Source organism: Methylobacterium sp. Leaf123 (genome assembly GCF_001423405.1).
In the GTDB taxonomy this organism is placed as follows: domain Bacteria; phylum Pseudomonadota; class Alphaproteobacteria; order Rhizobiales; family Beijerinckiaceae; genus Methylobacterium.
This window is the reverse complement of sequence record NZ_LMNS01000038.1, coordinates 130,081-155,822: the sequence shown is the minus strand read 5'-3', so window position 1 is coordinate 155,822 and position 25,742 is coordinate 130,081. Positions and strand designations below refer to the sequence as shown.

Here is a 25,742-nt window from a genome sequence, read left to right as displayed (position 1 = left end):
GGGCGGCTGAACGGGGAGTATCGTGTACGACAGCGCGGACAAGGGCTCTCGACCGGCGGACCTGTCGCCCGCCTTGTACCGCGCGGCCTTCGACCGCGCGCCGGTGGGGCTCGCCGTCTTCGCGCCCGATGGACGCACGATCCGCACCGCCAATCCCTGCCTGTACCGCTGGCTCGGCTACCCCTCGGGTGCCCTCGATGGCCGCCCGATCGACCACGTGATCGGCCGCGACGCGTTCGACGGCGAGACGCCCGGTCTGAAGGCCGGCATCCGCCGTTGGCTGCGGGCGGATGGCACCAGCCTCGATCTGCGCCTGACCCTGTCCGGAGAGGATGGCAGCGAGACGGTCGCGGTGGTGAATCTCGTCGATGCCGACGATCTCGTCCGGGCCGAGCAGAACCGCGACGCCCTGACGGCTGCGGGGCTCGGCGAGTGGCGCTGGGATCTCGTCACCGGTCAGATGGTGTTTTCCCGCCGCGCAGCGCAGATCCTCGGCTATGCGCCGGGGCGCTCCGTCACCTGGGAGGGGATGCGCGGCCAGGTCGATCCCGAAGACGCCGAACGGATCCAGGCCGCGGTCGCCGCGGCGATCGCCGAGCGTCGCCCCTATGCGTTCCAGACCCGCTTTCGACGCGCCACCGACGGCGCCGAGATCTGGATCGGCGCCCGCGGCGAGGCGCTGCTTGCCGCCGACGGCGCGCCCATCGGCATCGTCGGCGTGGTGCAGGACGTCACCACTCGGGTCGAGGCTCGGGAGGCCTTGGCCGAACGCGAGGAGCGCCTGCGGGTCGCCACCACGGTCGCCGACCTCGGCATTTTCGAGTGGCACGTCCTCGACGACCGGGCGACCTGGGAGAACGAGCGGATGTTCGCGATCTTCGGCCGTCGGCCGGAAGAGGGCAGCATCGGCAAGTCCGCCTTCCTCAATGAGATCCTCCATCCCGAGGATCGCCCGGTCTTCCGGCAGGCGATCTTGCGGGCGCTGCGCGAGGACACGATCCTGCACGCCACCGGCCGCATCCGCCGCCACGACGACGGCCTCTGGCGCACCATCGACATGGCCGGCCGGTTCGAGCGGACCCGGCCGGGCGGGCTGCCGCGGCGCCTGATCGGCGTCGTCGCCGACGTGACTGACCGCCACCTCTCGGAGGAGCGCCGCAGCCTCCTGATCCGCGAGCTACACCACCGGGTGAAGAACACGCTGGCCACCGTCCAGGCCATCGTCGGCTCGACGGCGCGCACCGCCACCAGCATCGACAGCTTCCACGAGGCCTTCGTCGGCCGCATCAAGTCGCTCGCCCACACCCACAGCGTGCTCACCGAGGCCACATGGCAGACGGCGAGCCTGCGCGACCTGCTCGCCTCCGAACTGATGCCCTATGCCGAGAGCGAGACCGAGACCTCGCCGGATCTGCGCATCGTCCTCGACGGCCCGTCGGTGGACCTGCCCTCCGAGATCGCCGTTCCGATCGGCATGGCGATCCACGAATTGACCACCAACGCCGCCAAGTACGGCGCGCTCTCCACCGGCCGCGGACGGGTCGCGATCACGTGGAGCGTCGAGGCCGGTGTGCTGCATCTCGATTGGCGCGAGAGCGGTGGTCCTCCCGTCGCCCCGCCGACCCGCCAGGGCTTCGGCTCACGCCTGCTGCAACGGGTGCTGACCGCACAGGTTCAGGCGCAGATCACGACCGATTACGCGCCCGAGGGATTCCACCTGACGCTCGCCGCGCCCCTGCCCGCGCGAAACCCGGCGCTCAACCCGCTGGCGTGAGGGGCAGGCGCCCCGTCATCGGACCGGCATGTGGGGAAGAGGATGTGGTTGGGCCGCGCGATGGGATCGGAGGAGGCCGCGACCTCCTCCGGCTTCACGCGCATAAAATTTCACAAGTCTTGAGATCGGCCGGGATGCGCAGCCTCAGGCCGCGCCCCGTGCCTCCTCGCCGCCGGCATTGACGAAGCTCTTCAGCTCATCGAGCGAGGCGAAGGTGAAGCGGCCGCGCGGCGTATCCGCCTCGATCGAGCCGTCGGAGAACATCACGTAGGTGTTGGCGCCCGACGCGTAGGAACCGACCGCGTGCCGCTCCTCCGGGGCATTCGCCTCCGGCTCCTGAGCCTCCGTCTCGTGCGCCACGACCTCTTGCGGCGCAGGCGCGACGGCTTCCGGCTCGGGCTGCACCTCCGGCAAAGGTGCAGGCGCCGGCTCGTCGAGGAAGGAGCGCAGGCCGATCGGTTCGGCCGCGGGCGTCTGGGCCGCGATCCGCGCCGCGTCCCGCTCCTCGGCGACCGGGTTCGGAAGCGTCACCGGCTCGGGTTCGGGGAAGGCCGGCGCCCGCTCGGGTTCGTGCGCGGGCTCGGGGCTGCGGAACAGGTCGTCATCGCTCGCACGCGGCGCGGCCTCCGGCAGCAGGTTGGGCAGCAGCGGCTCGACGGCGCTCGGCTGCGGTTCGGCCGAGGGCGTCGGATCCTCGAAAACCGGCTCAGAGCCGCGCGCGCCCGGCCGCAACGCGCCGATCGACAGCCCCGCGAGACCGGCCGCCCCCGCGCCGGCCATCCCCAGACCGGTGAACGAGGGCCGCTCCGGCGGCGAAACCTCGGGAGCCGTGAAGGCCGGCGCTTCCGGTGCCTCCCAGGGCACCGTTCCGGCCGGCGTTGCGGCCGGGATGCTCAACGGGGGAGATGCCTCGCGCAGGCTCTCGACAGCGCCGTGGAGCGTGCGCAGGCGGTAGACGATGGCCGTCAGGCCGAGCAGGACGACGCCGGCCGACGCCGCGGTCGAGCCGCCGATCACCATCGCCAGCCCGCTCTCCAGCCGGACATAGGGAAAGCCCTGGACCACGGCGGCGATGCCCCCGAGGATCATGACGGAACTGAGCGCGAGCAGCGCGACGACCATGGTACTCTCGACTGACTGTCGCGGGCGGCGTGAGGGCCACAGGATAACCCCCCGCCCGCTCATTGCAAAATCGCACGGCCACGCCCCGCGCGGAAACCGGCCTTTCCGTCGCTCCATGCACAGGGGAGTGCCCGCCTTGCGGTGTCCTCACGCACCGCATCGAGCGATGGCAGCGGCGGATGCCCTTCGCAAAACGGTGGATGCCCCGCCCGGAACGGTGACATGCGCACGGATACGGCTCCGCTGGCGTTGCCGAGCCCGGTCCACCGACTTACCTACCCGCGCGTCACCTCGCCGGCCGCGCGCTTCAAACGGCCTGCGCGCTTCGCCTTCGCTTCCCGCGAGACCCGGACAACCCAGGAGACACGCATGACGTTCACCCTGCCCGAGCTGCCCTACGCCTACGATGCGCTGGGGCCCTACATGTCGAAGGAAACCCTCGAGTTTCACCACGACAAGCACCACAAGGCCTATGTCGACACCGGTAACAAGCTGCTCGAAGGCACCGACCTCGCCGGCAAGAGCGTCGAGGAGATCGTCAAGGCGAGTTACAACACCAATCAGGCGCTCTTCAACAACGCCGGCCAGCACTTCAACCACCTCCACTTCTGGAACTGGATGAAGCCAAACGGCGGCGGTCAGCCCCCGGCCGCGCTCGCTCAGAAGATCGACGAGGATCTCGGCGGCTACGAGAAGTTCAAGGCGGACTTCATCCAGGCCGGCGTCGGCCAGTTCGGCTCCGGCTGGGCCTGGCTTGCGGTCAAGGACGGCAAGCTCGCCATCCTGAAGACCCCGAACGGCGAGAACCCGCTGGTCCACGGCGCGACCCCGATCCTCGGCGTCGACGTGTGGGAGCACTCCTACTACATCGACTACCGCAACCGCCGCCCCGACTACCTCAAGGCGTTCATCGAGAACCTCGTGAACTGGGAGTACGTCGAGAAGCTGTACGGCGAAGCGAAGTAATTCGCCTCTCGTCTCGGGCGGCGTTCGCGCCGCCCGCCCCGCTTCAATGCGCCGGGTCGAGCCGGCGCACCCAGCGTCGGAAGAAGTTTTCCGCTGCATCTTGCGCCTCCGGCGTGATGCGCACTGCCGCGGTGTCGAAGGTCTCGTTGCCCCAGGCGAATTCACCCTCCACGAAAGCGGCCAGTTCGGGCGGAAGCGGCGCCCGCCCGAATTCTCGTGTCACCGCCTTGCGCGCCAGCAGGTCGTCGCAGATCGCTTGCACCGCGGCCGGTGGCGCGCACGCTGCCATGAGTTGCGAGAAGTTCATCGGCGCGACTGCCGCCTCTGGATGCAGGCGCAGCCAGCGCAGGGCCGCCGCGGGCCGCAGAATGTAGAAAATCTTCTTCTGCGAAACGTCCTCGCCCTCCGAGAAGGCCAAAATCTTCTGCCGCTCGCCGAGGCGCAGATAGTGCCGCCCGATCGCCGCACGGGACGCGACCGCGGCGGCGAGCCGGAGGAAATCGTCGCGAAACGCCGCATCGCCCCGGTAGACGATGGGCGAGGTCAGCCACTCGAGGATGACGGCGTTGCCCTTGAGGAGCAGCGTCAGGGCCTTGCCGAGATCCCACCCGTTCACGTTGAGGTCACCCTCGATCGGTGTCTCGATCACGTCGCGCAGCGGCCAAGGCGTCAGGTAGGCGTCGAGCGGGCGCACGAAGACGAAGCGGCAATCGTAATCGCTGTCGAGCGACGGGTAGCCCCAGGCGCGGCTTCCGCTTTCGATGGCGAGTGGCAGTGCAACCCCGTGCTCGGCCCGGATTGCGTCGAGCCGCGCATCGACCTATGCCACCGCTTGGTGGGACATGCTCTCGGAGATTGCACGGAGGGTGGGGGCGGGATCGTTCGGGCGGTTCATCAAGACGGAGATGAAAGGTTGTGGGGTCGAAGCGATCGTATGGGGCGTCGTCCGCCTTGGCTGCATCCGACGGGTGAGACACTCACGCGCCGTGCGCCCGGCGGTGCTCCCGGATAGGCGACGTCAGTCTCGCTGAAATGCGTCAAGCCGCTGTATACAGTCGAGATTCGGTGTAGCCTAGCATTGTAGGAGTCTCCGTCGTGCCTAGAGTTCGGATGAGGTGGCGCTATGGGGCTTTCGCGACCGCGATTCTGAGCTTCGCCGCCATAAGCGCCGTTCATGCAGCGTCGGCACGCGTTCCCATCGATACTCCGCTCCCGGCGATCCTGAGGGAACGGGTGGCGTCGATGCTTCGCGTCGAACGGCCAGGGGATGCGGAAGCGGCGCTGGCCAACACCAAGATCCTCGGTGATTCATGGCGGGAGGGCGATACGATCTTCCTGCGGGTCGAGGACGATTGCCGAGAAGGGCTCTGCATGACGATGATCGCTCGGTTGACCAGTGAGGCCATCATCCCCGAATTGGTGCTCAATGCCGGCCCGAACGCGTCGATGTACGACTCCGCCAGCTCCCTGTGGAAGTCGGATCGTCCGATTTGGAGCGTCGTCTTCGAAGGCACCGACGGCTCCCGACTGATTGCGAGTTCGCGAAAGGGACGATGGGTCGTGGAAGCGAATGGCTCATGGCAGCCGCCAGCGGCCAGCGTGATCGAGGAACCGCGTGAGTCGCCTCCACCTGTGCCTTTGGAGGAGTTCCGGCGGCAGCTCGGCCTTGAGCCCTGAGCCGATCGGCCGGCAGCTTTTCGGCGTCGCCGTGACTCAACGGTCCTTGTCGCGCCTAGCCCCGGAGGCTTACTGCCAAGGCAAGGCGATCCCACCCGCGCCCTCATCCTGAGGTGCCCGCGTCAGCGGGCCTCGAAGGATCTTCCAGATCCCGCGCGATCCCTGGAAGATCCTTCGAGGCTGCTTCGCGGCACCTCGGGATGAGGGCCTGAATGGGATCGGCCGTTCGCACGGGATCGTCTGCCAAAACATGATCCGCTCGATCCTCTCCGTCGGCGGCTGGACGCTGGTCTCGCGGGTCACGGGCTTTGCCCGCGACGTGGTCACGGCCGCCGTGATGGGGGCCGGGCCGATGGCCGATGCCTTCGTCGTCGCCTTCCGCCTGCCGAACCACTTCCGTGCGATCTTCGGCGAGGGGGCGTTCAACACCGCTTTCGTGCCGGCCTACACCCATCTGGAGCAGGCGGGTGCCGAGGGTGTGGCCGCGCGCTTCGCCGACCGCGTCTTCACCCTGATGCTGATCGTGCAGGTGGTGCTGCTCGCCCTCGCGCTTCCGGCGATGCCCTGGATCGTGCGGGCGCTGGCGCCGGGCTTCTCGGAGGATGGGGAGCGGTTCGCCCTGGCCGTGAGCCTCACGCGGATCACCTTCCCCTACCTGCTGTTCATGACGCTGGTGACGCTGTTTTCCGGCATCCTCAACGCGCATCGGCGCTTTGCCGCCGCGGCCGGCGCGCCGGTGCTGCTCAACCTTTCGATGCTGATGGCACTCGCCCTGGCCTTCCTGTTCCCGAACGCGGCCTATGCCGCGGCCTGGGGCGTCTCGGTCTCGGGCGTGCTGCAATTCGCGCTTGTGTGGTGGGATGCGCGCCGACGCGCTTACGCGCCGCGGCTGACCAAACCGACCCTGCGCGATCCCGACATGATCCGCTTCTTCAAGATCCTGGGGCCCGCCGTGATCGGTTCGGCCGGCTTCCAGATCGCGACCTTTGCCGACACCATCATCGCGAGTTTCCTGCCGACCGGTGCGGTCTCGGCGCTGTACTACGCCGACCGGCTCTACCAACTGCCCTTCGGCGTCATCGCCATCGCCGCCGGCACGGTGCTCCTGCCCGAGATGAGCCGGCGCATCGCCGCGGGCGACGTGGCCGGCGCGCATGCGGCGCAGAACCGGGCCGCGGGCTTCTCGCTGGCGCTCTCGGCCCCCTTCACCATCGCCTTCCTGACGCTGCCGGGGCTGATCATGGCGGCCCTGTTCCAGCGCGGCGCCTTCACCGCCGAGGATGCCGCCCGCGCCGCCTCCGTGCTCGCGGCCTACGGGCTGGCCCTGCCCGCCGTGGTGATGGTGCGCTCGGCCGTGGCGAGCTTCAACGCCCGGCAGGACACGACGACGCCGCTCTACGCCTCGCTCACGGCGATCGCCGTCAACGTCGCGCTGAAGCTCGTGCTGACCGGCCCCTACGGTGTCGCGGGCCTCGCGCTCGCCACCGCCATCGCCCAGTGGATCAACCTCGCTCTGCTCTACGGGCTGGCGCTGCGCCGCGGCTGGACCGCGCCGGGGCGGGTGCTCGGCGTCACCGTCGCCGCGGTCATCGTGGCGAGTGCGGTGCTGGCGGTGCTCGCCGTCTACGGCCTGCCCTTCGCCGAGCGGATCGTGCCCGCCCTGCCGCATTTGCGCGAGATCGCGGTGCTCGCCCTCCTCGGCTTGGCCGGGGCGCTCGCTTACGCCGGCACGCTGCTTGCCGTGATGGGCGCGTTCGGCGTGCGATTGCGCCGCAGGTAGGCTTTCCGGATCGGGCCCGCGCCTCATCTCACCCGGTATGGCTCATCCTCATCTCCGCCCCGGCGAAAGCTACGCCGTTTTTGACGCCTACGGCACGCTGTTCGACGTGCATTCGGCGGTCGCGCGCCATGCCGGTGCGCTCGGGCCTCAGGCGGACAGCCTCTCTGAGGTCTGGCGCACCAAGCAGCTCGAATATTCCTGGGTGCACGGCCTGATGGGCCGCTACGTCGCTTTCTGGGATTTGACCCAGCGTGCTCTCGATTTCGCCTTGGCGAAGCACCCCGAGATCGACCGGAATTTTCGCGAAAAGCTCCTCGATGCCTATCGCGACCTCGACGCCTATGCCGAGGTGCCCGGCGTTCTGGAGCGGCTGCGCGAGGGCGGCGTGAAGACCGCGCTGTTCTCCAACGGCGACGCGGCGATGTTGGAGCGCGCGGTGGCCTCGTCCGGCCTGGGCGAGCGGCTCGACGCGGTGCTCTCGGTCGATCTCATCCGGACCTTCAAGACGGCGCCGGCCGCCTACCAGATGGTTCTGGATCAGCTCGCCACCGACCGGAACCGCGTGGCGTTCTTCTCTTCGAACCGCTGGGACATCGCGGGGGCCACCGCCTTCGGCTTGGACGCGGTGTGGGTGAACCGGAAGGGACAGCCCGACGAGTACCCCGACCAGCCGCCTCGCGCGGTCGTGAAGAGCCTCGACGAGGTGATCTGAGTGTTTCTCACAAAACGCCCGCTGCGCCGGCATGCCCAGAGGGGACTCGATCGGTGATCGGGCGTTTTGCGAGGCACTCTGAACCACCAGCAACGGCGCGTTCGCCAATCCTTAAGCTTGGCCGGATTAATTCGGGCTCACGTGCCTGAATAATCCGGTTGTCCAAAGGATCGGTTCGCGTGCCCGCCCTGTCCCTCTCCGTTCTCGCCCGCAAGGGCATCTGCGCCGCGCTTCTCGGCGCTGCGGTTCTCTCCGCCGCTCCGGCCTCCGCTCGCGACGGCCGCAACGGGGCCCTGATCGGTGGCGCCGCGGCCGGCGTCATCGGCGGCCTCGCCGTCGGCGCGCTCCTCAACGGGGCCGCGCCTCCGTCCCCGCCGCCCGCGCGCCGGGTCTATGTCGAGGAGGAGCCGGTCTACATGGCGCCGCCGCCGCGCCGGGGCCCGATCTGCCATTACGAGCGCCGCAAGGTGTGGCTCGACGAGGTCGAGTTCACCTACCGCCGGGTCGAGGTCTGCGAGTAATTCTCGCGACTGCATCATGCGTAAGGATAAAGGGCGTCCGCTTCAGGCGGGCGCCTTTTTCGTCAGGATCCAGTCCTCGACCACGATGGCATCGAGGCCGGTGGTATAGAACATCAGGATCGCATCCTCCGCCGTGTGGAGGATCGGCTTGCCCATCACGTTGAAGCTCGTGTTGAGCAGGATCGGCACGCCGGTGAGATCAGCAAACGCTTCGATCAGAGCCGCATAGGCCGGGTTGCGCTCGCGCGTCACGCTCTGGAGCCGGCCGGTGCCGTCGGCATGGACCACCGCCGGCACCTGATCCCGCACCGCCTCGCGCCACACGAGCGTGCGCTCCATGTAGGGGCTGTCGGCATAATCCTCGAACCAGTCCGGCCCGGCCTCGGCCAGGATCGAGGGCGCGAAGGGGCGGAACGCCTCGCGGTACTTCACCTTGGCGTTGAGCGACGCCTTGGCGTGGGCCGGGCGCGGGTCGGCGAGGATCGAGCGGTTGCCGAGCGAACGCGGGCCGAACTCCGCCCGGCCCTGGACCCAGCCGACGAGCCCGCCCTCGGCCAGAATCTTCGCCGCCTCCCGCGTCACGCCCTCGTGGCCGAGGCGGCGGGCACGGGGCTCCCACTCGGCCATCCGCTCCAGCGGCTCGGTGGAAACGAGCGAGCCGAGATAGGGCGTGAGCGGGCGCGTCGCGCGCGCCGGCCCCTTCCAGTCGGGATCGTCTTCGGCGAGTGCCAGCCACGCGGCGCCGATGGCGTTACCATCATCCGCCGGGGCCGAGGGCACGTGCAGATGTCGGAAGCCCGAGCGCCCGAGCACGCGCCCGTTGTAAGAGGAGTTGAGCCCGCAGCCGCCGGCGATGACGAGGTTTTCGCCGGGCGCCAGCCGCCAAGCCTCGGCCACCAGCACGTCCATCAGCTCCGAAAAAATGTCCTGGCCGCAGCGGGCGAGGTCGGCCCAGCCCTGCTCGCCGACGTCCTTCGGGCGCCGCGACAGGATCTCGGCGGCCACCGCCTGCACGGTGGCCTCGTCGGCGAATTTCAGGCGGCCCTCTTCGACCGAGAACAGGCGGCGCAGCAGCGCCATCAGGTCGGGGTCGGTCCGGCCATAGGGCGCGAGCCCCATGATCTTCCATTCCTCGCCCTTGATCTGGTCGAAGCCGGCGAGATCCGTGACGAGCCCGTAGAGGAAGCCGACCGAGCCGCGCCCGCGGTGACGCCGCACCTCCTCGATGCGCCCGTTCGTCAGGCGGTAGATCGCCGCGGCGCCGGTCTCGCCCATGCCGTCGACAATGAGCGCGGTCGCCTCCTCGAACGGGCTGCTCCACAGGGCGTAGGCGGCGTGCGCCAAATGGTGGGCGTAGCGCCGCCGCCCGGCAATGGTCGCCCGCGGCTTGCCGCTGAGTCCGCGGGTTTCGTTGTCGAGCGCCAACACCGTGCCGTTGCCGGCCCGCGCCTGCATGGCGTGGAGGTCGGCGATGAAGACGCGCTCGGCCCGCTCCGGCACGAAGGAGCGGTTGAGGGTGGAGGGGTGCGCGGCCAAGGCCGGCAGCTCGAAGGCGCCCGACGCCGCCTGCCCCTGGAGAAACTCCGAGAACTGCTCGCCCCAGGAGGTGGCGATGACGAGATCCGTCCCCTCGGGCACGTGACGCTTCAGCAGGCCCGCCATGCGGGTGCCGGGATCGGGCTCGCAATTCGGGGCGCGCTTGTATTGCAGGTAGCGCTCGGCGGCCTCGGCGAACAGCACGGTCCCGTCCGGCCCGACGAGGGCGAGCGCCGGATCGTGGAAGGTCGTCGCGAGGCCGAGATAGGTGCGCATGCTGCCGGGCTACACGCCGGGCGAGGACCCGACAACTGCGTTGCGGTGCTCTAACTGCCGTGCGAGACGAGCCGCCGATGACGGATGCCTTCCCCGCCTCGCCTCCCCTCGCCCTCGTGATCTTCGACTGCGACGGCGTGCTGATCGACAGCGAGCCGATCAGCCTCGCGACCCTGACGCGTGGGCTCAACGGGATCGGGCTCGCCATCAGCCTCGACAGCGTGCGGGAGCGGTTTGCCGGAACCTCCATGACCTCGATCATGGAGCGCGTCGCCCGCGAGGACGGGGTCACGGCCCCGGACGGCTTCGTCGAGCGGGTGAAGGCGGAGACGCTCGCCGCCTTCGAGGCGGAACTGGCCGCCATGGCCGGGATCGCCGACGCGCTCGGCCTCCTGCCTCTGCCGTTCTGCGTCGCCTCCAGCAGCGATCCGGTGCGGCTGCGCCGCTCGCTCGGGCTCACCGGGCTGCTGCCGTTGTTCGAGGGGCGCGTCTTCTCCTCCGCACAGGTGGCGCGCGGAAAGCCGTTCCCGGACCTGTTCCTGTTCGCGGCGGAGCGGATGGGCATCGCGCCGGAACACTGCCTCGTGATCGAGGACAGCGTGCCGGGGGTGCAGGCGGCGCGGGCGGCCGGCATGCGGGTCGTCGGCTTCACCGGCGGCGGGCATTGGGGCCACGACCGGGCGGGACGGGATCTCCTCGATGCCGGGGCCGACGCGGTGTTCTCGGCGCATGCCGATCTCGGGCGCATCGTCGCCGGGGCCTGAGGCCGGTTTCGGCCCGGGCTTTGCTAGGTTCGGCGTAAGCCCGTCCCCGACAGGCGAGACGCGCCGCGGATCACGCGAATCGCGGCGCGATCTTTCCCTGTCAAGCTGAACTTCGAAAGAACATTCCGTTGACGGTTGAGGTGGGACACCTCATCTTTAGGACGTGCGAACGACTTCGCGCCGCGGTGATTTGTAGTGGCAAGCTTGCGCCGCGTTATCAAACGCTAATGCATCACGACGCACTTGCGCCGTGGTCCTCGCGAGAGAGGAGGACTGGCCGTGAATGGTGTCTTTATTTGGAAGAATTCGAGATTGCCCGGCGGATGGCGTGGCCGGGTGTGGGGATGTTGTCGGCAGACAGTCACATCCGTGGGCTAGAGCAGCGCCCACGAACGCCTTGCCGATAACCGGCCGACGAAGGCCGCAGGAGTTCACCCCGTCATGACCCGTGTCCAGACCGCTTACCTCGACGATGACGCGCTCGACCTCTCCGTCGCGGACGCGACCCCCGCCCGCGTGATCGAGATCGGCGACGTCACCGCCGGCATTGCCGTGCCCGAGCGCGGCGGTGTCCGCTTCTTCTCGTCCGAGCGCCGCTTCGATGGGCTCGACGGCACGCTGTTCCGCAACGTGGAGCAAGCAGCCCGCGCGGCCCGCGAGAAAGGCCGCCAGCCGCGCCTGCGCGCGGTGGTGTGATCCGTCGCAACATTCCGCATGAGAACAGCCGGCGGCGCCGATTCGGGCCGCCGGCTTGTTTTTGGGCGTTTGCTTCAGAAGCGTCGTCGATTGCGAAACCGCGGCGATCCCGGCTCAGCCTGCTTGCGCGGAAGGCCGGCGATGCGGCCTGCTGAGGCGAAGACCTACTTGCACTCCTCGCGGGCGCGCTTGAGCGCGTCGGCGAAGCCGCCCAGCGCATACTCGTCCTGAGTCGGCTTGCCGCGTTGGGAGGTCGTGCGGACCGTCGCGGTCTGGGTCCGGCTCATCTCCGCGACGATGCGCGGCTCGTCGGCCTGGTTCTGTATCCAGGCGTTCTCGTCCTTCGCCACGAGGCCGTAGCGGGTGCTGCCGACGGTCAGGTAGGGGTCGCTCGGGGCGGCGGCCGCGCCGGGCTTGGCTTGCGCTGCGGCGGGCTTGGGCTTGAAGCCGAGCATTACCGCGATCTCCCCCTGGGCGCCGCCCTTGGGGAAGGTGACGAACAGGTAGCCTGTGTCGCGCGCGAGCGTCTTGGGGCTACGGGTCGTCGGCTGGGCGATGACGTAGCAGAGCTTGTCGCGGCCCTGGGCGCCGTTGGTGAAGACGTTCCAGTCGCCGAACACCGCCAGCGGCACCGCCTGCTGCATCCCCGGCGGCAGCGCCGAACTCTTGGATTGGCGGCGGCTCGACCGGGCGAGGATGATCTCCGCGCCCTGTATGCCCTCCTGCGCCAGGGCGCCCCCGGACGGGCCGGGCAGCGCCGCGGCCGCCGCGGCGGCCAGCATAAGGGCCGCGAGGGGGCGGCCGGGGCGAGAGGCGGGATGAGAGATCGAAAGGCGGTGCCGCTGCATCATGACTCGGGTGTACGGACGGCCGGGCCGGCCATCTTCACGCACGGTCAGGATGACGGGCCGCAGCGGAACAGGAAACCCCTGACCGCTCCGATTAACCGAAAACGGCCATGCGCCACACCCGGCGACGCCGCCTGAACCGGCCGGATGCAGTGTCAGGCCGCCCGCATCTCCGCTGCGAGCGTCGCCGAGGCGAGTGCCGCCGCGGGCAGGTCGATCGACGGATCAATCGCGGGAAGCCGGATCTCGACCGCCGACGGAGCGGGGCCGGGCGTCGGCTCGACCGGCTTGGGCTGCGCTGGCTTCACCGGATCGTTGTAGGGCGTGTTGTAGGCCTTGCGGATCGAGGCCCAGAAGGCGTCTCGTTCCGCATCGGTGAGCCGCGCGAGGCGAGCATCGATGACCGCCATCGCCTGGGCGGCCAGGGCGGGCGTCTCCTCGACGGTGATCCAACTCTCAACGTTCATCGATGGCACTCCGCGGGTTCGGACGGTCGGATAGCCAAGCTCAGTTAGCTGAATCCTGAACGCCGCATTTTCCGTGCCTGTTCCCGCAGGGTTGCCCCTACTTCTCCACAGGGCCGAGCTTCTCCAGCCAGCCCTCCGCCTGCCGGCGCACGTTGTCCGGGGCGGTGCCGCCATAGCTGGTCCGGCTTGCCACCGAATTCTCGACGCCGAGGACCGCGAAGACCGCGTCCGTGATGCCCGGCTCGATCGCCCGCATGTCTTCGAGGGAGAGTTCCTCCAGCCCGATGCTGCGCTCGGAGGCCGCCGCGACGACGCGGCCCGTGACGTGGTGGGCCTGCCGGAACGGCATGTTCAACTCGCGCACCAGCCAATCGGCGAGATCGGTCGCGGTGGCGTAACCGGAGCCCGCCGCGCGCTTGAGCGTCTCGGCCACGGGTTCGAGGTCGCGCACCATGCCGGCCATGGCGGCAAGGCACAGCGAGAGCGATTGCAGGGCGTCGAAGGTGCCTTCCTTGTCCTCCTGCATGTCCTTCGAATAGGCGAGCGGCAGCCCCTTCATCACGATGAGCAGGCCGGTGAGCGCGCCGATGATGCGGCCCGCCTTGGCGCGCACGAGTTCGGCCGCGTCGGGGTTGCGCTTCTGCGGCATGATCGACGAGCCGGTGGTGAAGCCGTCGGAGAGCCGCACGAAGCCGAACTGGGCCGAGGTCCAGACGACCAGCTCCTCGGCGAAGCGCGAGAGGTGGACCGCGCAGATCGAGGCCGCCGAGAGCGATTCCAGCGCGAAATCGCGGTCGGCCACGGAATCGAGCGAGTTCGCGGTCGGCCGGTCGAAGCCGAGGGCGGCGGCCGTGGCGTGCCGGTCGATGGGGAAGGAGGTGCCGGCGAGTGCGGCGGCGCCGAGCGGGCATTCGTTGAGCCGCGCCCGCGCGTCGCGGAACCGGCCGCGGTCGCGCGCCAGCATCTCGACATAGGCGAGGCAGTGATGGCCGAAGGTGACGGGTTGGGCCGATTGCAGGTGGGTGAAGCCCGGCATCACCGTCCCGGCATGCTTCACCGCCGTCTCGGCCAGCGCCCGCTGGAGTTCGGCGACCTGCGCGTCGAGGGCGTCGAGGGTGTCGCGCACCCACAGCCGCATGTCGGTGGCGACCTGATCGTTGCGCGAGCGGGCGGTGTGCAGGCGCCCGGCGGCGGGGCCGACGATCTCGGTCAGGCGGCTCTCCACCGCCATGTGGATGTCTTCCAACTCGCGCCGGAAGACGAATTCGCCGCGCGCGATCTCCGCCTCGACGGACTTGAGCCCGGCTTCGATGGCTGCCACATCCTCGGCCGGCAGGATGCCTTGCTTGCCCAGCATCGCGACATGCGCCAGCGAGCCGCGGATGTCCTGGGACGCGAGCCGCCTGTCGAACCCGATGGAGGCGTTGATCTCCTCCATGATCTCGGCCGGGCCGCTGGCGAAGCGTCCACCCCACATCCGGTTGCTCATGGCTGATCCCACCTTCCGCACGCGAAACGAGGTTCGGCCGTGACGGCGACCCCGAAAATCCTTGCCGCGGGCGGCGCACTCGCCGCCGTCCTGATCGGCGGCCTCGCCCTATACGGGACGGGCTCGAACCTCGGCAACCTCGCGGCCGCCGGCCCCTGCGCCGAAGCCGCCCCGGTCGCGGCCCGGCTCGCGCCGCTGGCCCGCGGCGACGTCGCCGCTTTCGACGCGTCCGCTCCCCCGAAACCGGCCCCCGCCGTGGCTTTCAAGGGGCCGGACGGCGCGCCGACCGATCTGGCGGCCTTGCGCGGAAAGCTGCTCCTCGTGAACCTGTGGGCGACGTGGTGCGCCCCCTGCAAGGCGGAGATGCCGGCCCTCGACCGCCTTCAGGCGGAACTCGGCGGCGACACCTTCCAAGTGGTGGCGATCAATGTCGAGACGCGCAACCTCGACAAGCCGCCCGCATGGTTCAAGGCCAACGGCATCACGCATCTGACCTATTACGGCGACCCCGAGGGCAAGGTGCTGCCGGTGATCCAGTCGGCGGTCGGCTCCACGGGGCTGCCGACGACGATGCTGATCGATGCCAAGGGTTGCACGCTCGGCGTGATGAAGGGGCCGGCCGAATGGTCGAGCGAGGACGGCAAGCGGCTGATCCGGGCGGCGCTGGCGAAATCGTCTTGATTTTCCAAGCCGCCTGATTCTCCAAGCCGCATGATTTTTCTCAGCAGCCGGGTTGCGGTGCCGGCCCGGGGCGGGCAACGGGTCACGGCATGAAGCCGCCACCTCCCGCCGTCCGTGCGCTCCCACGCCCTCTGCAACGCTCGTATTCGGCGACGCGCCGCTTCCTCACGAACGAGGCGGCCGGCGGCATCGTGCTCATGGTCGCGGCCGGCGCCGCGCTCGTGGTCGCCAATTCGCCCCTGGCGCCGGCCTACCACGACCTGCTTCACATCCATCTCGGGCCCCTGAGCCTGATGCACTGGATCAACGACGGCCTGATGGTCGTGTTCTTCCTGCTGGTGGGCCTTGAGATCAAGCGGGAGGGGCTGGACGGGCGCCTGCGCACCTGGCCCGACCGGGTGCTGCCGGGGCTTGCCGCGGCGGCGGGCATGGCCGTGCCGGCCCTGGTCTACCTCGCCTTCAACGCCGGCCAGTCCACGGCGCGGGGCTGGGCGATCCCGGCCGCCACCGACATCGCCTTCGCGCTGGGCGTCCTCGCTCTGCTCGGCTCGCGCGTGCCCATCTCCCTCAAGATCTTCCTGTCGGCGGTGGCCATCGTCGACGATCTCGGCGCCGTGGTCATTATCGCGCTGTTCTATACGGGGCAGCTCGACGCGACGATGCTGGCGGCCTCGGCCGGGATGCTGGCCGTGCTGTTCGCCCTCAACCGCCTCGGTGTGCGCGCGCTCCTGCCCTATATGCTCGCGGGCCTCGTCCTCTGGGTGTTCGTCCTGCGCTCCGGCGTGCACGCCACCGTGGCCGGGGTGCTGCTCGCCCTGTTCGTGCCGATCCGCCCGAGTCCGGGCCGACCGGAGGACGTCACCTCGCCCCTGCACCGTCTCGAGCACGCCCTGACGCCCTGGGTCTCGTTCCTGATCGTGCCGATCTTCGGCTTCGCCAATGCCGGGGTGACGCTCCTCGGCCTGCCGGCGCGGGCGTTGATCGAGCCCGTGACCCTCGGCGTCGCGCTCGGCCTGTTCATCGGCAAGCAGGTCGGCATCTTCACGAGCGTGCGGCTCGCCGCCGCCCTCGGCCTCGTGTCCCGCCCGGCGGGGGCGACCTGGGTCCAGGTCTACGGCGTTGCGCTCCTCTGCGGCATCGGCTTCACCATGAGCCTGTTCATCGGCGCGCTCGCCTTCACGGATGGGCTGCACGAGACCGAGACCAAGCTCGGCGTCCTATGCGGCTCACTGCTCTCGGCGCTGTTCGGGGCCGTGCTGCTCGCCCGGGCGACCGCGCGGGAGGCGAAACCGCGCCGGGACCTCGGAGCCGGGTCTGACCGCTTGCCTTGACCTCCGGCCTCGGCCTACTCAGGCCGGAAGCGTCGCGGTGGCAGGTGGTCCGTCCTCCGGCCCGTCATCCCGTGCGAGGGTGAACATGCTGCGAACCGTTTCCCGCTTCCTCGGACTGCCGTTCTTCAGCCGGGCGCTCGGGCTCGTGGTGATGGCGGCGGGCTTCGTGCAGCTCTGCTACGACGGCGCCCGCTCCATCGCGAATAACGGTCTGCGCGTCACGAGCCTCGCCGAATTGATCCAATCCTTGCCGCAGGAGCGGATCACTGCGCTGGGAACCGCGATCCGGCAGGCGGCACCCTGGGCGGATACGGTTCTGCTGACCCCGCTCGGCCTCGTTCCGGCGGCCCTGTTCGGGCTCGGCCTCGGGGCAGTGCTGGTCTGGCTCGGCCAGCCGCCGCGGGAGCCGATCGGATTCCTGACCCGGCCTTAGGCGTCAAATCCCCCAATACGGGGCCGCATTGTAGTAGCGGTGGACATGCTCCTCCCAGGCGCGCTCATCCTCCGGGTCGCCGCCCTCCGGCGAGCGGGCGGGCGCGTCGCGCAACTGCTCTTCGGTGATGTCGACGACGTAGGCGTCGAGGCCGGGGTCGTAGCGCAAAACCGCCCAGGGCAGCGTGTAATACTCCTCGCCCATGCCGAGGAAGCCGCCGAAGCTCATCACCGCGTAGGCGACGCGGCCCGAGCGCTTGTCGAGCATCAGCCGCTCGATGCGGCCGACCTTGCTTCCGTCGGCCCGGCGCACCTCGGTGCCGATGACGCGATCGCTGGCGATCAGGCTGCGGGGCGCGAGCGCCGTTTGGGCCGCAGCGTCGGAAGGAACCGGATCCATGGCGATCATCCTGCAACGTTGTTACAGCTTGCCATAAAAAACGCCCATGCGGCCGGGCACGTTCCGGCCAGTTCTGCCTACACTCTTGCCCCACCCTGCCCCGACATCCCGGACGAGCCACCGCGCATGCCGCTGACCCGCCTGACACTCCCTGCCCTCGCGCTTGCCCTCCCGGCGCTGCTGAGCCCGGCTGCGGCGCAGGACCGCGGCAGCGTCAACCCGAAGCCGCTTCCGCCGCTCGCCAACCCTAACGATCCCTCGACGCCGGCCAAGGCCCTGTTCGGCCGCGTCACCGGGCCGAGCAGCGGGCCGGCGCGGCCATTCGGCTCCTACGCCAAGGGCTGCTTCTCCGGCGGTGAAGCGCTGGCCCTCGACGGCGCGACCTGGCAGGTGATGCGGCCCTCGCGCAACCGGATGTGGGGCACGCCCCATCTCGTGGACTTCATCGAGCGGCTGGCCGCCCGCGCGCCGCAAGCCGGCTGGCCCGGCCTTCTCGTCGGCGACATGTCGCAGCCCCGCGGCGGTCCGATGCTCACCGGCCACGCCTCGCACCAGCTCGGCCTCGACGTGGATGTCTGGCTCACCCCGATGCCGGAGCACCGCATGACCCGGGCCGAGCGCGAGGAAACCTCGGCCACCGACATGGTGCGCTCGGACCGGCTTGACATCGACCCCGACGTCTGGACGCGCCAGCACACCGCGCTGATCCGCATGACGGCCAAGCAGCCGGAGGTGGCGCGGATCTTCGTGAATGCGGCGATCAAGAAGGCCCTGTGCCGCGAGGCGGGCGGGGATCGCGGCTGGCTCACCAAGGTGCGCCCGATGTACGGGCACAACTACCACTACCATATCCGCCTCGCCTGCCCGGCCGGTGACGGCGCCTGCGACGACCAAGCCCCCCCGCCCCCCGGCGACGGCTGCGGCTCCGAACTCGATTACTGGTTCAGCGCGGCGGTGCTGCACCCGCCCAAGCCCAAAACCCCGCCGAAGCCGCGCCCGCCGATGACCCTCGCCGGCCTGCCGGACGCCTGCCGCGCGGTGCTGCACGCGCGGTAGAGCCTGCTTACTTCTCGTGGTGTCCGGCCGAGAGCCGGTCGGTCAGCGCCATCAGCAGGCCGGACACCACGAACACCATGTGGATGCCGACCAGCCAGTACAGGTCGCGGTCGGTGTAGTTCTTCAGATCGAGGAACGACTTCAGGAGCTGGATCGCCGAGATCGCGACGATGGAGGAGATCAGCTTCAGCTTGAGCCCGCTGAAGTCGATGGTGCCCATCCAGGCGGGCCAGTCCTTGTGGTCGGTGTGATCGAACTTCGAGACGAAGTTCTCGTAGCCCGAAAAGATCACGATGATCAGCAGCGAGCCGGTAAAGGTCAGATCGACCAATGCCAGAACGCTGAGGATGGTCTGCGACTCGGTGGACTCGAAGGCATGCGTGACGACGTGGCCGAGTTCCAGCAGCAGCCGGACCAGCAGGACGACGAGGGCGACCGTCAGCGCGGCGTAGAACGGCGCCAGCAGCCACCGGCAGGCGAAGAGAAAGCGTTCGAAGCCACGTTCCAGCATTGTCTCTCGATCCCGGCCATCCGAGGGGCCGGGATTTGGCATGGGCGCACCGGCCCCGCAAGACGGTCAAGCTTGGACCGCCCTTGCCGGGCCGGGCAGAGAATCACGCCGCCGCGACGCCGACCCCGACGGGGCAGGACACGCCGGTGCCGCCGAGCCCGCAATAGCCGCCGGGATTCTTGGCGAGGTATTGCTGGTGGTACTCTTCCGCGAAGTAGAAGCTCTCCAGCGGCACGATCTCCGTCGTGATCGCCCCGTAGCCCCGCGCGTCGAGCGCCTGCGCATAGGCATCGCGCACCGCCCGTGCCGAAGCGGCCTGGGCCTCGCTGCCCGTGTAGATGCCGGAGCGGTACTGGGTGCCGACATCGTTGCCCTGGCGGTACCCCTGCGTCGGGTTGTGGCTCTCGAAGAAGGTCTTGAGCACGGCCTCCAGCGGCAGCACGGCGGGGTCATAGGCGACCAGGACGACCTCGTTGTGTCCCGTGAGCCCGGAGCAGACCTCCTCGTAGGTCGGGTTGGGGGTGGTGCCCCCGGCATAGCCCACGGCGGTGACGTGGACGCCCTGGGGCAATTCCCAGAACTTGCGCTCGGCGCCCCAGAAGCAGCCGAGCCCGAGCACGATCGTCTCCACGCCCTCCGGATAGGGGCCCTTCAAGGGATTGCCGTTGACGAAATGGCGCTCGGCGGTCGGCAGGGGATGCGGCCGGCCGGGCAGCACTTCGGACGGGGCCGGCATTTCGGGCCGCTTGCGGAACAGAAGCATCGCTGTTTCCTCTGGTGATGGCGGGGTATGGCGCGGATCGGAGCGCCGGTCTGCGTTCCGCTCGATTTCGCTTGATATGGTCATCGCCGTCTGCTTTGGCGACGGGGTCAGGCGAGGCTGCGCCCTCTGCGGCTCCGGCCGCGCCATTCGCACCTGAGGAGCAATCGGCAACGGATGGAGTCCGGCGGCGACTGGCAGCTGACGGAGCGGGTTCGGGCCAGCATCCGTTCCGGCACGGGCGATCTCTTCGCGGGCGCCGTGCGGGCCACGCGCATGGCGATGATCATCACCGATCCGCACCGGCTCGACAATCCGATCATCTATGCCAACGACGCGTTCCTGCGGCTCACCGGGTACACGCGGCTGGAGGTGACGGGCCGCAATTGCCGCTTCCTGCAGGGGCCCGGCACCGATCTCGACGCGGTGGCGCGGATCCGTGCGGCGGTCGATGCCGAGCGGGACGTGAACGAAGAACTCCTGAACTACCGCAAGGACGGCTCGACCTTCCACAACGCGCTGTATCTCAGCCCCGTCCACGACGAGGACGGCACGCTGCTGTTCTACTTCGCCTCGCAGTTCGACGTGAGCGAGCGCCACGCGCTCGCCGCCGAGCGCGACCGGACGCGGGCCGCCTTCGACGCGAACGCCCTGCTGCTGCGCGAGATCGGACACCGCGCCCGCAACGATCTCCAGATGATCTCGGCCATGTTGACGCTTCAGAGCGGCAACAGCCCCGATCCGGCGGTTCGTGCGGCGCTCGGCGAGGCGCTCGGGCGCATCGATGCCCTCAGCACGCTCTACCGCCAGCCTCCCCCGACGGAGGACAATGCGGGCCACGATCTGGCCGATCTCGTCGGCGAAATCGCCGAGACCCTGGTGGAGGCTTCGGGCCGGCGCGACGTCGCGCTCGTGCTCGATCTCGCGCCGCTCCGCGTCCGGCCCGAGGCGGCGGGACCGCTCGCGCTCATCGTCAACGAGGTTGTCTCCAACGCCATCCGTCACGCGTTCCCATCCCGGGCCGGACGGCTGACCGTTCGCATCACCCGCGACGGGGCCGACGTCACGGTGACGGTGGAGGATGACGGAATCGGTCTGAGCGCGGCGGGCGACGGGAGCTTCGAGGCGACGCTGATCGAGGTTCTGAGCCGGCAGATCGGCGGTGCGATCCGCGTCCGCCCGCGCGACCCGGCGGGCACCGCCGTCGAACTCCGCCTCCCGGCCGACCGCATCGGGGCCTGATACCGGACTTCGATGAGCCTGCCTCATCGAAGTCTGCCCGCGCGACGGCGCGGCGGCGGTCGTCCGCCGGACCTCAGTGAGACGGACCTATGGGGCAGGCTCACTGAGACTTGGTCTGAGCCCCACCTTCCGTCCAGGCATCCGTGTCGGTCGTCAGTGCCGGTCGTCGGGTGCCGGCGGCAGGGGCATGACCTCGATGCCCTCCTCGATCAGCGCCCGCGCCTCCTTCGGGCTCGCCTCGCCGTAGATCGGGCGCCCTTCCGCATCGCCGTAATGGATCGCCCGCGCCTCGTCGGCGAAGCGGTCGCCGACATGCTCGGCGGTCGAGACGACGTGCTCGCGCACGGCCCGCAGCAGGGCGCGCAACTGCCGCTCCGGCTCGGCGGCGAGCATCGGCACCGGCACCTCGGCCGGCGCCGCCGGAACCGGAAGCTGCGGCGCGGGCGCCTCGGCCCGGCCACGGTCGGTGCGCGCCACCGCCGGGGCCATCGGCGCCTTGGCGACTCTGGCCGAGTCGCAGAACGGACAGGTGACGAGGCCGCGGGCCGATTGCTCGTCATAGGCCGCGTTGGAGGGAAACCAGCTCTCGAACCGGTGGCCCGAATCGCAGGCAAGCGTGAAAAGGATCATGGCCCTTAGGGCATCGTCCCGGATGCCGGATCCGGGACGATGCTCTATCCTCTTATTTCTGCATCATCTTTTCCGAAAGCCGGAGACCACCTTTCGGGTTGATGCTTGAGATGGGATGGCTTCAGGCGCGGCGCACGCCGAAGCTGCGCGCGTGGGACAGGGTGGGAATGCGGGCGCGTGCATCCGCGACCCGCGCGAGGTCGATCTCGGCGAGGATGATGCCCGGCGCGTCGCCCTCGGCCTCGGCGAGGATGCGGCCCCAGGGATCGACGATGAGCGAGTGGCCGAAGGTCTCGCGTCCGTCCTCGTGCCGGCCCCCTTGCGCCGCCGAGATCATGAAGGAGCCGGTCTCGATGGCCCGCGCCCGCTGCAGGATATGCCAATGCGCCGCGCCGGTCTGGCGGGTGAAGCAGGCCGGCGCGGTCATCACCGTGGCACCGGCCTCGGCCAGCGCCCGGTAGAGGGCGGGAAAGCGGATATCGTAGCAGATCGTCAGCCCAAGGCTGGCCAGCGGCGTCTGCGCGACCACGGCGCAATCGCCGCCCGAATAGGTCGCCGATTCGCGCCAGCTCTCGCCGTTGGGCAGATCGACGTCGTAGAGGTGGAGCTTGTCGTAAGCCGCTTGGATCTCGCCCGCGGCGTCGATGAGGAAGGCGCGGTTGGCGATCTTCTCGCCCTCGCGGATCGCGAGCGATCCGATCTGGAGAACGATCTTTTCCGCCCGCGCGACCTCTCGGAGGGCGGCGAGCGTGGCGTCGCGCTCCTGCGGTCCGACCTTTTCGAACAGGGCGGCGCGGTCGCGCTCGATCAGCGAGGTGGTTTCGGGCGTCTGCACATAGGCCGCGCCCCGGCGGGCCGCCTCGCGCACCGCCTGCACGGCGGCCTCGCGGTTGACGGCCGGATCGCGGCCGCCGCGCATCTGCACGCAGGCGGCGAGGAAGGGCTTGTGGCCGGACAGGTCCGTCATGCCGCGAGCAGCGGATCGAGGTCGCCGGCCCGCTCGAGCGCGTAGAGGTCGTCGCAGCCGCCGACATGGCGGTCGCCGACGAAGATCTGCGGCACCGAGGTGCGTCCGCCGGCCCGCTGGACCATGGTCGCGCGGGTGCCCGACGTCTTCTCGACGTCGATCTCGTTGAAGGACACGCCTTTTTCGCGCAGCAGGCTCTTGGCCGCCGAGCAATAGGGGCACCAGGCGGTGGTGTAGATCGTGACCGGCTGCATGGGTCCGTCGCGTGCCCGAGAGGGATAGAGGCGACGGATATAGGCGAGCCGCGAGGATCTTCCTACTGCGGCCGGACCACAGAATCGGAAGATCGCTGCGCCGGCTCTCCGCTCGGGCGGCTTCAGGCCGCCAGCAGCTTCTCGACTTCGTTGACGAGGTCGCGCAGGTGGAAGGGCTTCGAGAGCACCTTCGCATCCTTCGGCGCCTTCGAATCCGGGTTCAGCGCCACCGCGGCAAAGCCGGTGATGAACATCACCTTGATGTCGGGATCGAGTTCGGTGGCGCGGCGCGCCAACTCGATGCCGTCCATCTCCGGCATGACGATGTCGGTCAGGAGAAGCTCGAACGGCTCCTCGCGCAGGCGATTATAGGCGGACAGGCCGTTGTCGAAGGACAGCACGTCGTAGCCGGCGTTCTGGAGCGCCTTGGCCAGAAACCGACGCATGTCGTTGTCGTCTTCCGCGAGCAGGATCTTCATCGAACGGCGTCCCGGTGCCCATGCGCCTTGGAGTGTCTCAGGTCACGCCGGTCGCTAGCATGCCGCTTGAGGGCATGACAGCGCGGTCGGCGCTTTGCGAGAGATGCTCGGTGGGTGTTCATTTCATAAAGCGCCGGCTTGGTAAACAGAGCGTTAAACGCACCCGGTGTCGCGACGCACCCGACAATCGCAAGGCGCTGTCCCGCTCCTCTCCCGGCTCGGTGCGGCGCATGGTGGACAGGGCGGACGAGGCGCCGCAAAGTGGCGCAATGTCCCTTCCGTGCCACGCTCAGGCCCCCGCGTCGCGATGAGCCCTTCACAGCCAGACGGCCCCGAGGCGTTCGATCCACCCTTCGCCGTGGACGAGCCGGCGCAGCACGCGATTCCCTTCGTGTTCAACACGCCGCATTCCGGCGCGCATTATCCCGCCTCGTTCCTCGCGGCCTCCCGGCTCGACGCGCTGGCCCTGCGCCGTTCGGAGGATGCCCATGTCGATCGGCTGTTCTCCGCGGTCGTCGGACTCGGCGCACCGTTGATGCGGGCGAACTTCCCCCGCGCCTATCTCGACGTGAACCGCGAGCCCTACGAACTCGACCCCCGCATGTTCGCCGGGCGCCTGCCCTCCTTCGCCAACACCCGCTCGATGCGGGTGGCCGGGGGCCTGGGCACGGTGCCGCGCATCGTCGCCGACGGGCAGGAAATCTACCGGGAGCGGCTGCCGGTGGAAGAGGCGGTGCGGCGCATCGAGACGCTCTACAAGCCGTATCACCGGACCCTGCGCGGCCTGATTCACCGCACGGCACGGACCTTCGGCCGGTCCTTCCTGATCGATTGCCACTCGATGCCGTCATCGAGCCTCGGGCGGGACGAGAGCGCCCAGGCCGATTTCGTGCTCGGCGACCGCTTCGGCACGGCCTGCCTGCCATCCCTGGTCGCTGGGTTCGAGAGCCGGTTGCGGGCGCTCGGCTACAAGGTGGTGCGCAACAAGCCCTATGCCGGCGGCTTCATCACCGAGCATTACGGCGAACCCGGTCTCGGGCGGCACGCGCTGCAGATCGAGATCAACCGGGCGCTCTACATGAATGAGCAGTCGCTGGCGCTGACGGCCGGCTTCGCGACGCTTGCGGACCATCTCGCCGAGGTCATCGCCGGGGTCGCCGCCGAGACGGTCGAACTGCCGTCCCACCGCATCGCGGCCGAGTAGCTTTCCGGACCAAGACGCGGCTTTCAGCCGGCCCGGCGATCCGCTTTAGACAAAAAAAGGCCGCCCCGAAGGACGGCCCGAAGTCTAGGGAGGAAACGCCCAAGAAGGGCTGCGGGACCGCGACGCCATCGCGATCTCGCAATGCACAAATCGCATCGCGGTGCACAAATCGCAAGGGCGATGATAACGTTTCCACATGTGCGCCGCGCATATCTGCCCGACGCGAATGTATGGAACGGGATTAGCCCTCGCCGAGCAGCGCGCGGATCTCTGCTTTCAGCGCATCGGCCAGTTCTGGCCGCTCCAGGCCGTAGGCTAGGTTGGCGGTCAGGAAGCCGATCTTGGAGCCGGTGTCGTAGGTGCGCCCGTCGAAGCGCATGCCGTAGAACTTCTGCTCCTCGGCCAGCCGGATCATCGCATCGGTGAGCTGGATCTCGCCGCCCGCGCCGGTCTCGCCCCGCTCCAGGATCGAGAAGATCTCGGGCTGGAGGATGTAGCGGCCGGATATGATGTAGTTCGAGGGGGCGGTGCCCTGTTTGGGCTTCTCGACCATGCCGGTGATCTCGAAGGTCTGGTCGAAGGTCTCGCCGACGGCGACGATGCCGTATTGGTGCGTCTCCTCGGGCTTCACCTCCTCGACGGCGATGACGTTGCCGCCATGCTGCTCGTAGGCCTTCAGCATCTGGCCCATGCAGCCGCGGCTCAGCATGTCGGGCAGCAGCACCGCGAAGGGCTCGTCGCCCACGATCTCGCGGGCGCACCAGACGGCGTGGCCGAGGCCGAGCGGCGCCTGCTGCCGGGTGAAGCTGGTCTGGCCGGCCTTGGGCAGGTCCTTCTTCAGCTCCTCATAGGCCGCCTGCTTGCCGCGCTCCTGCAGCATGTGGTCCAATTCGAACGCGATATCGAAATGATCCTCGATCACCGCCTTGCCGCGGCCGGTCACGAAGATGAAGTGCTCGATGCCGGCCTCGCGGGCCTCATCGACGACGTGTTGGACGACCGGGCGGTCGACGACGGTGAGCATCTCCTTCGGCACGGCCTTGGTGGCCGGGAGGAAGCGCGTGCCGAGGCCCGCGACGGGAAGGACGGCCTTGCGAATTCGTTTCATGTGGCGGGACCCGTTTTTGCGTGTGTCGGGGCGAGCCCTGATCGACAGGGGATCAAATA

General features: G+C 69.2%; 27 protein-coding genes and 1 pseudogene. 14 read left to right on the top strand and 14 right to left on the bottom strand.

Annotated elements, in window-relative coordinates:
• Positions 1–22 precede the first annotated feature (22 nt).
• Positions 23–1,774 (top strand): sensor histidine kinase, encoded by a 1,752-nt coding sequence (locus tag ASF53_RS20365; protein WP_056202948.1) that lies wholly within the window; start codon positions 23–25, stop codon positions 1,772–1,774.
• Positions 1,775–1,918: 144 nt separating this feature from the next.
• Here the strand turns inward: ASF53_RS20365 and ASF53_RS20360 are convergent, their stop codons facing one another.
• Positions 1,919–2,896, bottom strand: a complete 978-nt coding sequence (locus ASF53_RS20360; RefSeq protein WP_056202945.1) for a hypothetical protein — start codon at positions 2,894–2,896, stop codon at positions 1,919–1,921.
• A gap of 369 nt (positions 2,897–3,265) precedes the next feature.
• Between ASF53_RS20360 and ASF53_RS20355 the strand changes: the two genes are divergently transcribed.
• Positions 3,266–3,862 carry a superoxide dismutase gene (locus ASF53_RS20355; RefSeq protein ID WP_056203854.1) on the top strand — a complete coding sequence of 199 codons (597 nt, stop codon included), beginning with the start codon at positions 3,266–3,268 and terminating at the stop codon, positions 3,860–3,862.
• A gap of 43 nt (positions 3,863–3,905) precedes the next feature.
• On the opposite strand, the pseudogene ASF53_RS20350 reads toward ASF53_RS20355, so the two are convergent.
• Positions 3,906–4,667 (bottom strand): annotated as a pseudogene (locus ASF53_RS20350) (nucleotidyltransferase domain-containing protein); the annotation flags it as partial.
• A 305-nt stretch (positions 4,668–4,972) separates the two neighbouring features.
• On the opposite strand from ASF53_RS20350, the gene ASF53_RS20345 reads away from it, so the two are divergent.
• From ASF53_RS20345 to ASF53_RS20330, 4 genes are all read left to right on the top strand, one after another.
• Positions 4,973–5,539 carry a hypothetical protein gene (locus ASF53_RS20345; protein WP_156635710.1) on the top strand — a complete coding sequence of 189 codons (567 nt, stop codon included), beginning with the start codon at positions 4,973–4,975 and terminating at the stop codon, positions 5,537–5,539.
• A 250-nt stretch (positions 5,540–5,789) separates the two neighbouring features.
• Positions 5,790–7,319 carry a murein biosynthesis integral membrane protein MurJ gene (gene murJ / locus ASF53_RS20340; RefSeq protein WP_056202936.1) on the top strand — a complete coding sequence of 510 codons (1,530 nt, stop codon included), beginning with the start codon at positions 5,790–5,792 and terminating at the stop codon, positions 7,317–7,319.
• A 37-nt stretch (positions 7,320–7,356) separates the two neighbouring features.
• A complete protein-coding gene (locus ASF53_RS20335; RefSeq protein ID WP_056202933.1) occupies positions 7,357–8,031 on the top strand; it encodes a haloacid dehalogenase type II in 675 nt (224 codons plus the stop codon).
• 179 nt (positions 8,032–8,210) lie between these two features.
• Positions 8,211–8,552 carry a hypothetical protein gene (locus ASF53_RS20330; RefSeq protein ID WP_056202930.1) on the top strand — a complete coding sequence of 114 codons (342 nt, stop codon included), beginning with the start codon at positions 8,211–8,213 and terminating at the stop codon, positions 8,550–8,552.
• A gap of 42 nt (positions 8,553–8,594) precedes the next feature.
• Here the strand turns inward: ASF53_RS20330 and ASF53_RS20325 are convergent, their stop codons facing one another.
• Positions 8,595–10,364 (bottom strand): carbamoyltransferase family protein, encoded by a 1,770-nt coding sequence (locus ASF53_RS20325; RefSeq protein ID WP_056202928.1) that lies wholly within the window; start codon positions 10,362–10,364, stop codon positions 8,595–8,597.
• A 77-nt stretch (positions 10,365–10,441) separates the two neighbouring features.
• Between ASF53_RS20325 and ASF53_RS20320 the strand changes: the two genes are divergently transcribed.
• Together ASF53_RS20320 and ASF53_RS20315 are read left to right on the top strand one after the other, a co-directional pair.
• Complete coding sequence (locus ASF53_RS20320) at positions 10,442–11,128, top strand: HAD family hydrolase (protein ID WP_056202925.1); 687 nt, start codon at positions 10,442–10,444, stop codon at positions 11,126–11,128.
• Between the two features lie 441 nt (positions 11,129–11,569).
• Positions 11,570–11,824, top strand: a complete 255-nt coding sequence (locus tag ASF53_RS20315; protein ID WP_056202922.1) for a hypothetical protein — start codon at positions 11,570–11,572, stop codon at positions 11,822–11,824.
• Positions 11,825–11,988: 164 nt separating this feature from the next.
• Here the strand turns inward: ASF53_RS20315 and ASF53_RS20310 are convergent, their stop codons facing one another.
• The 3 genes from ASF53_RS20310 to argH form a co-directional block, all read right to left on the bottom strand.
• Positions 11,989–12,672 carry an invasion associated locus B family protein gene (locus ASF53_RS20310; RefSeq protein ID WP_056203851.1) on the bottom strand — a complete coding sequence of 228 codons (684 nt, stop codon included), beginning with the start codon at positions 12,670–12,672 and terminating at the stop codon, positions 11,989–11,991.
• A gap of 155 nt (positions 12,673–12,827) precedes the next feature.
• Positions 12,828–13,139: a hypothetical protein gene (locus ASF53_RS20305; RefSeq protein ID WP_056202918.1), complete on the bottom strand. Its 312-nt coding sequence runs from the start codon at positions 13,137–13,139 to the stop codon at positions 12,828–12,830.
• Between the two features lie 97 nt (positions 13,140–13,236).
• Complete coding sequence (gene argH, locus ASF53_RS20300) at positions 13,237–14,628, bottom strand: argininosuccinate lyase (protein ID WP_056202916.1); 1,392 nt, start codon at positions 14,626–14,628, stop codon at positions 13,237–13,239.
• A gap of 39 nt (positions 14,629–14,667) precedes the next feature.
• Here argH and tlpA point away from each other — a divergent pair, with 39 nt between their 5' ends.
• The 3 genes from tlpA to ASF53_RS20285 all read left to right on the top strand — a co-directional run bounded on the left by tlpA (position 14,668) and on the right by ASF53_RS20285 (position 17,073).
• The gene (gene tlpA / locus ASF53_RS20295) at positions 14,668–15,309 is read left to right on the top strand and encodes a thiol:disulfide interchange protein TlpA (RefSeq protein WP_056202913.1); all 642 of its coding nucleotides are present in this window, start codon (positions 14,668–14,670) and stop codon (positions 15,307–15,309) included.
• A gap of 89 nt (positions 15,310–15,398) precedes the next feature.
• The gene (gene nhaA / locus ASF53_RS20290; protein ID WP_056202909.1) at positions 15,399–16,640 is read left to right on the top strand and encodes a Na+/H+ antiporter NhaA; all 1,242 of its coding nucleotides are present in this window, start codon (positions 15,399–15,401) and stop codon (positions 16,638–16,640) included.
• Positions 16,641–16,725: 85 nt separating this feature from the next.
• Positions 16,726–17,073, top strand: coding sequence for a hypothetical protein (locus ASF53_RS20285; protein WP_056202906.1), 348 nt, complete (start codon positions 16,726–16,728; stop codon positions 17,071–17,073).
• A gap of 3 nt (positions 17,074–17,076) precedes the next feature.
• On the opposite strand, the gene ASF53_RS20280 is transcribed toward ASF53_RS20285, so the two are convergent.
• Complete coding sequence (locus ASF53_RS20280) at positions 17,077–17,472, bottom strand: PRC-barrel domain-containing protein (RefSeq protein WP_056202903.1); 396 nt, start codon at positions 17,470–17,472, stop codon at positions 17,077–17,079.
• A 126-nt stretch (positions 17,473–17,598) separates the two neighbouring features.
• On the opposite strand from ASF53_RS20280, the gene mepA reads away from it, so the two are divergent.
• On the top strand, positions 17,599–18,528 hold the full coding sequence (gene mepA, locus ASF53_RS20275; RefSeq protein ID WP_056202900.1) for a penicillin-insensitive murein endopeptidase: 930 nt from the start codon (positions 17,599–17,601) through the stop codon (positions 18,526–18,528).
• A 7-nt stretch (positions 18,529–18,535) separates the two neighbouring features.
• Here mepA and ASF53_RS20270 read toward each other — a convergent pair whose 3' ends face one another.
• Positions 18,536–19,039, bottom strand: coding sequence for a TIGR00645 family protein (locus ASF53_RS20270; RefSeq protein ID WP_056202897.1), 504 nt, complete (start codon positions 19,037–19,039; stop codon positions 18,536–18,538).
• 103 nt (positions 19,040–19,142) lie between these two features.
• Positions 19,143–19,802, bottom strand: coding sequence for a peptide-methionine (S)-S-oxide reductase MsrA (gene msrA, locus ASF53_RS20265; protein WP_056202894.1), 660 nt, complete (start codon positions 19,800–19,802; stop codon positions 19,143–19,145).
• 174 nt (positions 19,803–19,976) lie between these two features.
• On the opposite strand from msrA, the gene ASF53_RS20260 reads away from it, so the two are divergent.
• Entirely contained in the window at positions 19,977–21,041 is a 1,065-nt protein-coding gene (locus tag ASF53_RS20260) for a PAS domain-containing protein (protein WP_056202891.1), read from the top strand.
• A gap of 153 nt (positions 21,042–21,194) precedes the next feature.
• On the opposite strand, the gene ASF53_RS20255 is transcribed toward ASF53_RS20260, so the two are convergent.
• The 4 genes from ASF53_RS20255 to cpdR all read right to left on the bottom strand — a co-directional run bounded on the left by ASF53_RS20255 (position 21,195) and on the right by cpdR (position 23,371).
• A complete protein-coding gene (locus ASF53_RS20255; RefSeq protein WP_056202888.1) occupies positions 21,195–21,671 on the bottom strand; it encodes a DUF1178 family protein in 477 nt (158 codons plus the stop codon).
• A 121-nt stretch (positions 21,672–21,792) separates the two neighbouring features.
• Positions 21,793–22,638, bottom strand: a complete 846-nt coding sequence (locus tag ASF53_RS20250; RefSeq protein ID WP_056202882.1) for a carbon-nitrogen hydrolase family protein — start codon at positions 22,636–22,638, stop codon at positions 21,793–21,795.
• Positions 22,635–22,892, bottom strand: coding sequence for a glutaredoxin 3 (gene grxC / locus ASF53_RS20245; protein ID WP_056202879.1), 258 nt, complete (start codon positions 22,890–22,892; stop codon positions 22,635–22,637). Before grxC ends, ASF53_RS20250 begins: the two co-directional genes overlap by 4 nt.
• Positions 22,893–23,014: 122 nt before the next feature.
• A complete protein-coding gene (cpdR, locus tag ASF53_RS20240; RefSeq protein WP_003603128.1) occupies positions 23,015–23,371 on the bottom strand; it encodes a cell cycle two-component system response regulator CpdR in 357 nt (118 codons plus the stop codon).
• Between the two features lie 307 nt (positions 23,372–23,678).
• On the opposite strand from cpdR, the gene ASF53_RS20235 reads away from it, so the two are divergent.
• Positions 23,679–24,575 (top strand): N-formylglutamate amidohydrolase, encoded by an 897-nt coding sequence (locus ASF53_RS20235; RefSeq protein ID WP_056202876.1) that lies wholly within the window; start codon positions 23,679–23,681, stop codon positions 24,573–24,575.
• A gap of 241 nt (positions 24,576–24,816) precedes the next feature.
• Here ASF53_RS20235 and galU read toward each other — a convergent pair whose 3' ends face one another.
• Positions 24,817–25,683, bottom strand: a complete 867-nt coding sequence (galU, locus tag ASF53_RS20230; RefSeq protein ID WP_056202873.1) for a UTP--glucose-1-phosphate uridylyltransferase GalU — start codon at positions 25,681–25,683, stop codon at positions 24,817–24,819.
• Positions 25,684–25,742 lie beyond the last annotated feature (59 nt).